This window comes from Paenibacillus sp. FSL R10-2734 (genome assembly GCF_037963865.1).
Lineage (GTDB): Bacteria > Bacillota > Bacilli > Paenibacillales > Paenibacillaceae > Paenibacillus_AQ.
In genome coordinates, this window is sequence record NZ_CP150170.1 from 6,729,415 (window position 1) to 6,742,740 (window position 13,326).

Genomic DNA, 13,326 nt, shown 5'->3' on the forward strand with positions numbered 1-13,326 from the left:
AATATGCACCATATAACACTCTAATGAGCAATTAAAACTTTGAGATCAAAAAAGGCTTGCAAGTAACATTTGTCTTCTCAAGTGATATCCTAATTCTTACTCCATTATAGCCCCTAGAAAGGCGACTACTTTCTTCCAATGAATAATGTCTACAATAAATTTCACTGAGGACTTACGCTTCATTCACAATTGATAGCTATTCAACTTCAAACAAGAGTTTGTAACGAGTTAGGATATTACCCTTCTGTGTTTATCGACTGTATCATTCTTACTGTAGCCCAGATGGGTGTTCTTCTCCGCCTCCTGCAATTTTTCAAACATCTCAGCGATTAGTATATTCATGGCGTTTCGTGCATCTTGAGCGGTAACCAGCTTTATAGAATCTTACTTTGATCGAACTCGATAAGTCGACTCCATTGATAAATGGACAATCTACAGCTAGCAATAATATGGATCCTCCAACGCCTTAATCGTCATATTCAGGATACGCAGATATTCTTTTCGACTGCGGGTTCCTCTAATAAATGAAGTATCCATCCCAGATTTTCGAAGTTTCTCGATCCAATCAAGTGCAGCCTCTCGTCCAATTCCTTGTTGGAGCATCCCATAGTATAGGTATACCAGCTCATTGCTGACGTTAGTGTTGAACACCATAGGATCATCTGAGTTCACATTGACCAGGATATTCGCCAGATCGCGGTTTCCAGCAGATTGTATTTTGAACAACTGATTACCGAACATCGAATTGATCTCACCAATTGCTTCGTTCGAAGAAGGATTAACCTCAATTACGATACCAATGCTGGCGATCTTATGGATCAGGTAGTTCTGCATGTCTGTAGCCATCATATGCTCAATCTCATTAATATCAACGTAAATGGGCTCATTCATTTTATGTAAGGTATCTTCCTGGTGATACGATTCGTATAGCTTATCTACAGATTTGGGAGCACTCTGATAATGTTTAGAATTCCTCCAAGCTTCTTCAATAATTCCCTCTTCTTTCGTTCGCTCAGTCTTAACTTTATTTAAAATTTTGGCTTCATCTATCACTCGCTTGAAACGCCGTTTGTAAACTTCAAATAATGTAGAGACTCGAAGCTCTCCTGCATGAATTACATCGGAAAATAGAAAACTTGCCACCTCATATATACGTCTCTCCAAATAAACCAATGTCTCTGTCTGAAGCTTCGTTGTACGGCTGTATACCCCCCATGTCCATAATAGATTATCCAAATATTCACCACGTGGCATAATTACGAGAGGATTTCGACGAATCCATTCTTCTATATTCACACCTAATGCGATACCATGTCCAATACGATCACCCGCATGCAACTTGCAATAATCAATAACCTCATCCATACGCCGTAATCCTGAATTTAGATGCCGGAATTCCTCGCCTGCATGAAAAGTAAAGAACAAACTTTGACTCGGTAAGATATTCCCCTCTGGGTCCTTGATTCGTAAGGAGTCATACTGACTGTCTCGCGCTTCCTCAAATACAGGAGCAAATACCTGCACAGGTGTGTTATTTTCAAGACTCGCGGCATCTAGACCGACGATAAAATTCGTGACCATCGGAACATTTTTACGAAGCTGTTGAACCATTTTGACTTGCTTGATGTATTGTTCTTGATGTTCACCAAAGTGAAGCCCTTTTAATGTATGGTCACGTTCTTCGTCATACAACGATATATCTTTTTCCATATCATCCGGACGCTTGATGAGATGATAAACAATTCCAATTAACGGAAAATCCACATTGGGGTCTTCGTTCACTCTATAGTCATCAATCAGGATTTTCTCGTAGGATTTCAAAATATGAAGCAACTTCCGACGATTTTGTTCTTCACTGTCTTTAATCGAAATTCGCAGTTCGATCTTGCGCAAGTACCTATTTTGAAACAGCGTCCGTAGCATTATAGTGAAGTAGTCTTGATTTTCTAAAATCCCCTCTGTCGCCCGATCAAAATATCCTCGAAAAAAATCAAGACCATGCATAACTGTAGGTTGCGTCACCTGCTGATAAAATTCATTTTTAATCGAAATGTATTTAAAGAACACACGAAAGAACTGCTCGAAATGTCCGTCAAGCTTATAATTTTCAACAATATTTCGCTTATATGAAATCACCTTTTGCAGAAAAATATTTTCTCCGTATGTCTTAATATGCTGATACTCAGGGAATATCCCATATACAAAATCAATAGGAGATATATCATCCGAACCTATAGAGTATATCTGTATCCGATCTATTGCTTCGTTTAGCTGATCTATTGAAGCAAACTGATTGTCCTGATTGCGCACCAAATTGAACAGCATCTTTTGTGTTTCAGAACTCTCTACAAAGCTAGACTCCAGCCATTCATATAAAGAAAGAGGCTCTGTCTGCTGATTGTGATACTGAGAATTTGGATCAATCAGATCTTGTGCTTGCTCCTTTAAATAGAGAGTAAGCACTAGACGAAGCAGTCGCGCTGTCAAAATATATTCCTGCACTTCTGACGAAGCAGCCAGATGATTCGGTTCAAACTTATCAAAATACTTAGGTGGGCAGATATTATTCATTACCATTTGCCATAATATCGAGAAATTGAATGCTGCCGAGGCATGAATATGATTCTCAGCAACACCCCTTCCTAATATATCATCCAACGGGGCATCCGCAAGATTAACATGCTGATAAAACTCTTGAAGCTGAATGGGGTCGTGAATATTGTTTTTAGAGTGATGCAGTGTCACCATCAAATCAAGCGGAATAAACCGGCTAAGCGAGTGGAAAAAATGTACTTTATCCTGGCCTTTGTATCGATCCATGAAATCAATGAACCGCCAGTGCTTATGTCCATTCGCATCATTTTTCCAGTACTTAAATATGACATCTCCATCCCGATATGAGATCAGAGCATCAGAGAATTCCTCCAAAATCTGAAAGTAGTGCTGATAAAGCTTTTTTTCGACGTGAAGATGTCCTTCATCATCGCCAGGATGTTTGGGCGCAAATCCATGACGTTTAGCCTCTCTTTCACTACATAGCATAGGATAGAATTTCTGAAACATGAGATTGATTTCATCCAGGCTATTAGGTTTGGCTTTGCGTAGAATTTCATCATGCAACTTGCGCTGAATTTTTTTCCGTGCACTCTCTCGCTTCCAGATTGCTTCAGAGCTCTCTCCCTCATATTCGAGCACTTGCAAAATATCCTGCTGACCGAAAAATCTGAGATTCTGAAAAGGAAAAAGTGAAACATTTATAAGGAGGTTAATTTTGTCAAGCATTACTTCCACCATTAGCGTTCTGCTCTTCCTCTTCAGCATCTTCTAAGCTTAGATTATATTCTTCGAGTTCAGTTTGAGTCTGATTTCGAACTTTCTCATATGCAGCATCCATATGTTCTTTGATAAATTTCTTTGCGTTTTCGTATTCCTTATCTTCTAAAAATTCCTGATTGCTTGTAGTAAATTTATAATATTGTTCTAAAATAAATTCATCATTTCCTGTGAAAAACAAATGGTTTCTTTCCTCTATGTTATCTGCAATAAATGAACTACTTCTTAACATAATTAGAAGATTTATAGCCTCTGTTTGTCCAAACCAAACACGGTTATTTTGTGCTAATGATTCTACCTGTGATATAATTTCTTTAAAAATTTGAAAATTGACTATGTACTCATCCCTATCAATCCTGTAATCAAAAAACTCTTCTTTTCCCGTAAGTCTTTTATAAACAATATGCTTACATCTTCCATAAATGGTGTTTATTCCTGCCTCCCCTCTGAAATATTCATCAAGCACCTGTGAACCTTTCTCATCAATACGAATGAGAGTATTGATATCTTCATCAGTAAGTTTTTTATATAAATACTCCCCAAATTTGTCCATACTATTTTCTATTGTTTGCAATACACTTTCTGGTAATTTATGCTCTTTAGCAGTAGACAACCTTTTATTTAAACGCGTTAATGCACGTGCAAGGCCGCTAAATTTATCACTGGATATTATTGCAAAAGTTACTTTCAGATCATGTGAACCTCCTCTCCGTTCTAAGACCGGCTGTTCCTCTTTTCTGATCATGGTCAAATTGTTGGTAAACAAATTCTTTTTAATGTTAAAATCCTCATATTGCTTGAGATTATTTTTCGGATCATTAGGAACAAAATTTCGAAACACTCCTTGAAATATTCGCTCCGTCATCTCAAAGTCAGGATTTACTGTACACAAGTCTTGCAGTGTATTTAATGTGTAATTCGCAGTAATCTGCTTCGCGATAAGAGATTCGCGATAAAGCTGCTCTATAATTCCTGGATACTGCCTAATGAGCTTTTCCACATTGAACACTACAAAACGATCCTTCTGATATCGTTCTGCATCATGCATGTACTGATAATAGTAAGAATCAAATAAGGACTCGGACATGTACTCCAACATTAACATAGCCGAACGAAGATCAGTATTAAGAACCAGCCCACTCATCATTTGATATAGCCGAGGAGTATTCCAACTATAACGATCAAACTTATAAGATTCATTATTTTTTTGATCAGATTTTGAAAGCAATAATCTGCTAAATAACCGTTCTTTTACATATCCAAATGCTCCAGTATCATATTTAACATCCGGTAACAGATATGTTGTTATCTCTCCAATAATCACTAATTCCAAATCCAAATCATTTTTCCTAGAAAAGTCAACTGAGTAATCAATATACGAACTTTTCGCATCACTTCCCCATAGCAAAAACTGTTCGAATATCATTTCTTGGAACCTTAGTAGTTTATTACTCGAAAAAATTAACGTATCCACGAAAACCTTAACAAACCTAAATTTTTCTTCCTCACTAGATTTACTTTCTTTCACTTTTAAAAGTTGTACCAAATTATAGTAGGCATATACAATACCACGTGGACGTTCATCAAAAATCGTATAACTCTTTTTAATTGGCAAAGTAACTTTACGTTCAACCTCTTTGTCATTTTCAAATACTTCTCTTAATTCCGTATAACTGAAAATCGATTGCTCACCCATCAACTTAGCAAGCTGACTCATTAATGTTGCCTGACCAAATGCAAAATAAGGGATCGTTTCCTCACTCCATTTAACCAACTGATGCCGTCTAGCTGATGGAATAACTTTTTTCAAATATTCATGAGCTAGTCCCGCCTTACGCCCTAAAATAGTGAGTAAGTATTCCTCTCTTGGAGGATTGTCATTACCCGCTTTATTTGTTTCAACTATTGATTCTCCCAATGACTTCAACGAATCGTAAGCACTCAGGCCTACTTCTTTCAGAGGTTCGTCTGCCAGCAATGCCAGTGTAAGAGATTCAGTCAAAATATCATAGTCACCCGACAGTACTGTAACAATATTGGGGTGATTGGTATACTGTAAGAGCGCATCCATTAGTTCTCTAGTTTTGGATGTCTTCAAGTCGATATCATCAATAAAAATATAGATAAGCACCGGATCTTCAGACTTTCCCAACACTTTCTTCACATGCACAATTTCACAAATAAGCTCATTCAACTTATTTTTGAAGGCAATATCGGGAATCAATAGTCGTGATGATTTCTTAATGTGTGTAGCCAAATCTTCATAATGATGACTGAGCATATTACGATATTGACTCTCGGTATACAAGTGATATTCAACCGTTTTATTAATGATCTGTTTTAATAGATTATTAGGCTTTACTGTTCCATTATTGAAGTATGTACTCAACTTTCGCTGTTGCGTTTGATCTAAATTTTGCTTTTCTAAAGACTTTAATAGCTCGTTTCCTTCAGCTTGCAAAAAGCCCACAATGGATCCAATAATCTTCGTGTTCTCCCCAAAATTGTCGGGTTCAATTAAAGGTAATAATATATTATACTCACTTTGATTTAAATCTTGTCGTAAGGTATAAAGCGCTGACGACTTACCTGTTCCTCTTGCTCCAAAAATTCCTATTGTATTATTAATATCTTGCTTTCTCATATTTTGATTTATTTCATTTCCCTCTAACTCTTTGGCTGATTTTCTAATTCCCTCCAATTGTTTGAGTAAGACTTGATAGGTTGGCATAATTTTATATATTTGATCACCTAAAGCTCTTGCTCCTATAATCACTTCTTCTTCCTGTATTTCCGTTATGTTCTTCCCGCTCATCCTTCAATTGTCCCTTCTATATGAAATTCTCGTTTTTTGCTCCCTTCACCAATGCGTGAAGTTTGTTCAAACAATGTCCCAAAAAAAGCGATCGTTCCTTTTTGTGGATCAGGATCTTTCGAGACAATTGGGGTAATCCCGCGATCCAGTAGGATCCGCTCCTGAATCGGATTAGGGCTGGTTAAGAAAATATATACTTGCGGCCGAGCTCTTGTTGAATTGAACGATTTCCAGGTCTTGTTCAGCTTATATAGCAGCACACGAATGTTGATATCGCTCAAGCTCAATTATTACATCTTTCGACCTAAAAACCAATGCTATGAATAATTATTAATCATTTCCTTTCAAATCGTTAACACCCTTACAGGAGCCTCTTAATACTTCTATTACAGGTTTTTAAGCCTTTTTTCACATCATGCCGCCATGATATTTCGTGATTTTTTTTGTGCATTTCAGGTCTTATCACAGGTTCTCCTCTGTGCATCAGATGAAAAAAAATGATACTATGTATGATGGGCAAAGGACTTTAATATAACTTATATCGCATTTATATATTGCAAAAAGAAGGAGAAATTATGAGTAACGAACATAACTTTTGGCTTGATTTGCCGAAGCCGTTTTTTATATTGGCACCGATGGAAGATGTCACGGATATTGTATTTCGTCACGTCGTAAGTGAAGCTGCAAAACCCGATGTGTTTTTCACGGAATTCGCAAATACAGAATATTACTGTCACCCTAAAGTAAAAGTAAAAGAAAGTGTGCTTAGTCGATTAACGTTCACAGAAGATGAACAACCGATTGTCGCTCATATTTGGGGTAATAAACCGGAGTATTTTGAACAGATGAGCATGGATATGAAAAAACTTGGGTTTGTTGGTATCGATATAAACATGGGATGCCCAGTAAAAAACGTCGCAACCAATGGAAAAGGTGCTGGATTAATTCGACATCCTGAAGTTGCTGCAGAAATTATCCAGGCAGCAAAAGCAGGTGGATTGCCGGTTAGTGTTAAAACAAGATTAGGCTATAGCGAAATTGACGAGTGGCGCGATTGGTTAGGACATGTATTGAGACAAGATATTGCGAATCTTTCCATTCACCTCCGTACAAAAAAAGAGATGAGCAAAGTAGATGCACACTGGGAGCTTATCCCCGAAATAAAAAAATTACGCGATGAGATCGCTCCAAATACGTTGTTAACCATTAATGGGGATATACCTGACCGTGCAACAGGCTTAAAGTTAGTAGAGCAATACGGCGTTGATGGTGTCATGATTGGCCGCGGTATTTTCAACAATCCATTTGCTTTTGAAAAAGAATCTAAAGAGCATAGCGTGGAGGAACTTCTTAATTTACTACTTTTTCATTTAGATCTTCACGATAAGTATTCAAAAGAGCTCGAACCACGTCTATTCAATCCACTTCGGAGCTTTTTCAAAATCTATATTCGTGGATTTGATGGCGCCGCCGAGCTAAGAAATCAATTGATGGAGACTAATTCAACCGATGACGTTCGTCGATTAGTGCAGCCTTTTTTAGATAAAGAATTAGAATGAAGTATATTCATCTCTGAATTGCCCCCGTCAATTAGACAGTACAAAAGAAGGCCTCTCGTTTTACTACGAGAGGCCTTCTTTTGTACTATATGGTCAAATGTTGATCCCCACTTATCCCCATATGGCAATGGAGATGATCCCACAGGTAATCACAGCAGACATGATAATTCTTCGCACGCCTTGCTTCTCTTTTAGTACAAGTATGCCTAGAATCGTACCTACAACCGTTCCAATTTCTCGTATTGGCGCAATTGAAGCTAATGGAGCAAGCTTCATCGCCATCAGAAACATAAAATAAGAAGCTGGCGAGCAAATACAACCAATCAAGATCATTTTCCAGTTTTGTTGCCATTCCCTTATGATTTGTGTACGACCGACTCTTATAACCATGAAAAAAGCGACGATTACATAATTAATATTGGATAATTCAAGCGTTGATAGTGGAGATAATTGCTGGACAATCAGTTTATCCATTAATGTATAGCCCGCAACACATATCCCTACTATAATTGCATAAAGAATAGATATGGAATGAGCCGATTTCCCTTGATTTGCATGACGATTTACTATTCCACTAATAATAAAAAGCCCTAGTATGATACAACAAAAGCCTATCCAGCCTGCTAGAGATAAAGAATCCCCGAATAACACAACACTTAACAAGGTCACTAGCATAACACCAGTACCTCGCATAATTGGATAGGTCTGCGATAAATCACCATAGGAATACGATTTAGAGAGAAAAATGAAGTACGACCCTTGAAATAAAGCAGATATCGCCATATAGCCAAGTGTCTCCGCATGAAGCTCAACTTGGAGCAGCTCAATTATAAAATAAGGTAATAGAGCAAGTGTACCCACAATATGAATCGACCAGAGAAAAACGTATTTGTTCAGACTTCTCTTTGTAAATAGGTTCCATACCGCATGTGTAATACCTGAAAATAAAACTAAAAAGACTGCCATTGAAATCATAGAAATATCCTCATTTCACTTATGCGCTAACTCATATGTCCAGTTGCATCCCATCAAATGCTACTGTAATGCCATTCGGCTCAAAAATATGAACCAAATCTTCATGCAACAGATGAGCATTATGAGAGAAATGAGTGACTACGATTTGCCCTTCTGCTTTCATAACACAATTCTCGATTAACCATTCCCGCGTTTTTAGAGTATCCTCAACATTCATGTGGACCTCACAATGTGGGGCATTCCCAGTCGTACATTCTAGAATAGCAAGATCCAGTTTTTTTCCTTTCAACCAGTCCCAAGTCTGTTCAGGAAACCAACCGCTGTCGTGACCATAGAAAATGGCTTTTCCATCCTTTTCTATGTAATACAATAAACAAGTTTCTTTAGAATCATGATTGGCAAGCAATGGTGTAATCGTAGCTGTTTGCGTTTGTACAGTTTCAAAGGGTTTCAAGTTGTGAAATTGAAAGCAATGCCTTTCCGTGGCAAGCAATTGACTGCAGTGCTTAATAGGCAAATCATGACCGTATAGATGAAGTTCTTCCTCTTCATTAAATTGAGCATAACCAAGCGCACGAATCAGTAAATCTTCAGGATACAAATGATCGGAATCTGAATGTGTAAACAATAAATCGCGAACCTTATCCATATCTACAGAATCACGAATGGAATGATGTAAGGTGTCCGCCGGAAAATCAATCTTAAGTATTTCATCAATCAAGACCGAAGTGCGTGTACGAATATTTTTTCCACCTTGTACTTTGGCTTGCTTGCAAGTCTCGCAATGACAGAATAGCGAGGGAATTCCTTCAAATGCAGCCGTTCCATGAAAAAGAACCTTCATAAATATTCCACCCTTGTAGTAGAGACCAACAGAACTAACGTCCTGTTGGTCTCTCTGAGTAATATTAGGCTATTTTACTGAATGTTTGAATCATCCAAATACTTAATCCACTGCTTCGTGTATTCCGCTTGAATTTTATCGAGACCAGCTTTTTTGGCCTTTTCCATAAATAACTTCAAGCCGGCTTCAACATCCTTAACCATACCATCATTCAAAGGATATAAGTATTGCTTTTCAACTTGTAGAAGGGCCGCCTTCTCTGCTTGATAAGACGTCCAATCTTCCCCGAAGCCTTGGAAAATATTCGGTTTTGCTATCTTATCCATTTCATCGAACATGTCTAGCACAGCTTGATAGCTCTTATCAAACAACATGAACTCCGGATTTCTCCATGCCCATCCATTCATACCTTCTCTTGTGAAGCCGTTTGATTGGGCATCACCAAGCATTTTGTAATATTTCCCATCTTCAATTTCAAAATTCTTGCCTTCAATACCGTATTGCGTCAGCCAATTGTAGCGTTTATCAGTGACCAATTTCTCATAGAAAGCAAGAGCTCTCTCTGGATTTTTGCTGCTGCGTGGAATTGCAAAGCCATTATGAATCGGGTGAACGGGTGAAGAGAATCCTTTCATGTTCGGATATGGGGAATAGCCTAGCTCCCAATCCGGGTGCAGTGATTTCACTTTGACAACAGCATCACCAAAGCGGTTTGGATTCTCACTCCCCAAAATTGCTGCGGCTTTACCGGCGGCAAATATATCACTACCACTATCTTTAATGTTCAGCATATTCTTCATAAAGAACCCTTTTTCTTGCCAACTCCTGAACATTTTTAAATCTTCCAAATGCTGCGGAGAGCCCCAGTAGCTGGTTACGTCTCTTGGAGTGTCATACATGATGTTAAGTCCATATGGAACTTTATCGTTGGTATTCACAGTTTTAGTAGTCATTTGACGGACGGAATCTACATGACTAACCTCAGTATCCGCCAGAGGCAGCATATCTGGTTCATTCTTGCGTATGCCATCCAAATACTGCTCTAGAGTTTCGAGTGATTCCGGCTTTGGCAAATTATACTTTTTACGCAAATCTTCCCGATAGGCAATACCATCATTTACATACTCTTTCCAGATCGCTGGAACTGTGTAAATTTTCTTGTCAACCTTGACTGCTTCCCAGAAATCCTGCGGTACATATGCTTGTAGCTTAGGTGCAGCCTTCGGTATGAGATCATCTAGTGGAAGGAAAGCTCCTTTCATAGCATATGACTGGTAATTTGTCCATTCTGCCGTAAAGATCAGGTCAATCGGCTGCCCTGAGGACAACAGAAGCTTATACTTCTGATCCCAATCTGTCCAGGTTGTGAAGTTGAATTTGACGGTTGCATTCAAATCTTCTAATGCCATCTTGTTAACTTCATCCTGAATGAGCTTTAAATCCTTTGGGGCATCGCCCAGCATATAGAACTGAAGCTCCACTTTCTTGGATGTGTCGATTCCAGTCGCTTCTGATGTTTCTGGTGCCGGAGTACTGGTATTCGAATTCGAATTCGTTGTTGGTTCTGACGATGCCTCCTTAGTATTCGTGTTGTTACTACTGCAGCCAGCAAACAAACTTGCAGTTAAGAATAAAGAAGTGCCGATCGTTAACAATTTCTTTTTTCCTTTTCTCATACTAACCCTCCCCTTATATTGAAAAATTATATGTCAGCCGATCGCATACGAATTTCTTTCGTTCGCTTCCGGTACTAACCTTTCACCGCACCTATCGTTAATCCCTTCACAAAATATCGCTGCACGAACGGATATAAGAAAATAATGGGTCCTGTAACGACGATCGCCATTGCCATCTTGGTCGACTCTGTTGGAATGTCACGCCCTAGGGATACCCCAGTTCCAGTGGCCATTTGAGAAACGAACATCATGGTATTGATCGTGTTATACAAGTAGTATTGAAGCTGATACATGCTAACGTCATTAATGAACAAAGAAGACATGAACCAGTCGTTCCAGTACGTCAGAGCAAGGAACAGACCGACAGTCGCTATGCCAGGCATAGCAAGCTTCAGCACGACACTGTAGTAGATCCTAAAGTCGTTCGCGCCATCGATTTTGGCTGATTCGAATAATTCTTCCGGAATCGCAGATTTGATAAAGTTTTTCATTAAAATAATGAGAAAAGGTGTCATAAGACCAGGTAATATCAGTACGGCATAGGTGTCTGCCAGCCCAAAGTATGTAGTCAGCATGATGTACCAAGGCACAAGCCCCCCTCCAAACAGCGTTGTGAAATAAATGAAGAAGGACAATTGATTGCGATACTTGAAATCTTTCCTCTGCAGAACATAACCCGCCATCGTAATAAGAAACAATCCCAGCAGCGTTCCAATCACAGTTACAAAAATCGTAACACCATAAGCCTTGATTAGCTGAGTTGGAAAGATAAACACCATTTCATAACCTTCCAGCGAGAACACTTTAGGAATCAAGTGAAAACCGTCGCGAATAATGGATTCATTGGCTGTCAATGAGCCTGAAATGATCAGAAGGAAAGGAAAGAGACAGAGCAAAGAACAAATCGTGATGATCAGGTAAGCTATCATGCGGAAAACTCTTGAACTTAAAATGTTGTCATCCAATGAAATCCCTCCTTCCTATTTTAGAACAATGCATAATCATCATTAACTTTCTTGATGATATAATTCACTGTCATAATCATTACAAATCCGAAGATAGACTGATACAAACCAGCAGCAGTTGCCATACCAATATCAAAATTAACTTTCAAAGATCGATAAACGTAAGTATCGACAATATCCGTAACGTTGAAGAGCACTCCGTTGTTCCCGACAAGCTGATAGAACAGATCGAATTGACCTTTCATAATGCTTCCTAGTGCAAATAAGAGCAGAATGATAAATGTTGACTTCAGCATAGGTATGGTAATATACCAGATTCGCTGAAAAATATTTGCACCATCAATTTTGGCAGCTTCGTAATACTCATCGCTAATTCCCATGATGGATGCAAGATAAATGACCATGGAATAACCTAGGTTTTTCCATAAATAAAATGCTGTAATCAGAAATGGCCAGAGCCATGGTGTATTGTATATGTCTACTGGATCAAATCCGAACGATTTTAGTAACTGATTAACAAAACCGGAATCAGCATTAAACATATTAAACGCTAAAACACTAATCAGAACAAACGAAACGAAGTAGGGTAGAAACATAATGGATTGTGATAATTTTTTAAATAACTTCCCACGGACTTCACTTAATAGGATTGCTGCCCCTATAGATACCACGTTACCTAGTATGATAAACACCACGTTGTATCCAAGCGTATTGATTGTCAATTTCAACAGAATTCCAGATTGCGTCAAAAATTTAAAATTGTCTAATCCTACAAACGGACTTCCAAATAAACCACCTGCAAAATCATAACTTGTGAATGCATAATAGATGCCGACCATTGGAGCATAAGAATTTATTAAGAAAAAAAGCAGTGTCGGTGCTATCATCAAAAACATGATTTTATTCTTATTTAATTCATATAAAAAACCTTTCTTCTTAAACATGACTGACCTCCTCCTGAATAGAATTCCTCGTGAATCTTACTTCCAAATCATAGAAGAAGCGGATTCGATAATATACTGTACAATGACACACATTGCTGTAATCTCAGTACTTGTGAAGTATGAACTTTCTGTACTTTTGTGAATATTCACTACATTTAACCTAATTTCGGCTGCTGATTTATAAATTTGATTGAAAGCGCCAGACTGATGAATTA

At 38.2% G+C, this 13,326-nt stretch carries 9 protein-coding genes; 1 reads left to right on the top strand and 8 read right to left on the bottom strand.

Annotated elements, in window-relative coordinates; all coding sequences use genetic code 11:
* Positions 1-438: 438 nt before the first annotated feature.
* From NSS67_RS29235 to NSS67_RS29245, 3 genes are read right to left on the bottom strand one after another with little or no spacing between them, the layout of a single operon-like run.
* Complete coding sequence (locus tag NSS67_RS29235) at positions 439-3,321, bottom strand: hypothetical protein (protein WP_339317275.1); 2,883 nt, start codon at positions 3,319-3,321, stop codon at positions 439-441.
* Positions 3,275-6,148: a P-loop NTPase fold protein gene (locus tag NSS67_RS29240; RefSeq protein ID WP_339317276.1), complete on the bottom strand. Its 2,874-nt coding sequence runs from the start codon at positions 6,146-6,148 to the stop codon at positions 3,275-3,277. The genes NSS67_RS29235 and NSS67_RS29240 overlap by 47 nt, the downstream gene beginning before the upstream one ends.
* The gene (locus NSS67_RS29245) at positions 6,145-6,429 is read right to left on the bottom strand and encodes a hypothetical protein (RefSeq protein WP_339317278.1); all 285 of its coding nucleotides are present in this window, start codon (positions 6,427-6,429) and stop codon (positions 6,145-6,147) included. The genes NSS67_RS29240 and NSS67_RS29245 overlap by 4 nt, the downstream gene beginning before the upstream one ends.
* A 294-nt stretch (positions 6,430-6,723) precedes the next feature.
* Here NSS67_RS29245 and NSS67_RS29250 point away from each other — a divergent pair, with 294 nt between their 5' ends.
* The gene (locus NSS67_RS29250) at positions 6,724-7,707 is read left to right on the top strand and encodes a tRNA-dihydrouridine synthase (protein WP_339317279.1); all 984 of its coding nucleotides are present in this window, start codon (positions 6,724-6,726) and stop codon (positions 7,705-7,707) included.
* A 111-nt stretch (positions 7,708-7,818) separates the two neighbouring features.
* Here the strand turns inward: NSS67_RS29250 and NSS67_RS29255 are convergent, their stop codons facing one another.
* From NSS67_RS29255 to NSS67_RS29275, 5 genes are all read right to left on the bottom strand, one after another.
* A complete protein-coding gene (locus tag NSS67_RS29255) occupies positions 7,819-8,682 on the bottom strand; it encodes an SMR family transporter (protein ID WP_339317280.1) in 864 nt (287 codons plus the stop codon).
* Between the two features lie 31 nt (positions 8,683-8,713).
* A complete protein-coding gene (locus NSS67_RS29260) occupies positions 8,714-9,526 on the bottom strand; it encodes an MBL fold metallo-hydrolase (protein WP_339317281.1) in 813 nt (270 codons plus the stop codon).
* A gap of 74 nt (positions 9,527-9,600) precedes the next feature.
* The gene (locus tag NSS67_RS29265) at positions 9,601-11,202 is read right to left on the bottom strand and encodes an extracellular solute-binding protein (RefSeq protein WP_339317282.1); all 1,602 of its coding nucleotides are present in this window, start codon (positions 11,200-11,202) and stop codon (positions 9,601-9,603) included.
* Between the two features lie 74 nt (positions 11,203-11,276).
* On the bottom strand, positions 11,277-12,173 hold the full coding sequence (locus tag NSS67_RS29270; RefSeq protein WP_339320738.1) for a carbohydrate ABC transporter permease: 897 nt from the start codon (positions 12,171-12,173) through the stop codon (positions 11,277-11,279).
* A 14-nt stretch (positions 12,174-12,187) separates the two neighbouring features.
* Complete coding sequence (locus NSS67_RS29275; protein ID WP_339317284.1) at positions 12,188-13,111, bottom strand: ABC transporter permease subunit; 924 nt, start codon at positions 13,109-13,111, stop codon at positions 12,188-12,190.
* Positions 13,112-13,326: the final 215 nt, after the last annotated feature.

What these genes read in the sequence shown, in the direction of transcription:
- NSS67_RS29275 (WP_339317284.1), bottom strand. Translation starts at nt 13,111, where the DNA reads ATGTTTAAGAAGAAAGGTTTTTTATATGAATTAAATAAGAATAAAATC.
- NSS67_RS29260 (WP_339317281.1), bottom strand. Translation starts at nt 9,526, where the DNA reads ATGAAGGTTCTTTTTCATGGAACGGCTGCATTTGAAGGAATTCCCTCG.
- NSS67_RS29255 (WP_339317280.1), bottom strand. Translation starts at nt 8,682, where the DNA reads ATGATTTCAATGGCAGTCTTTTTAGTTTTATTTTCAGGTATTACACAT.
- NSS67_RS29235 (WP_339317275.1), bottom strand. Translation starts at nt 3,321, where the DNA reads ATGCTGAAGAGGAAGAGCAGAACGCTAATGGTGGAAGTAATGCTTGAC.
- NSS67_RS29240 (WP_339317276.1), bottom strand. Translation starts at nt 6,148, where the DNA reads ATGAGCGGGAAGAACATAACGGAAATACAGGAAGAAGAAGTGATTATA.
- NSS67_RS29250 (WP_339317279.1), top strand. Translation starts at nt 6,724, where the DNA reads ATGAGTAACGAACATAACTTTTGGCTTGATTTGCCGAAGCCGTTTTTT.
- NSS67_RS29265 (WP_339317282.1), bottom strand. Translation starts at nt 11,202, where the DNA reads ATGAGAAAAGGAAAAAAGAAATTGTTAACGATCGGCACTTCTTTATTC.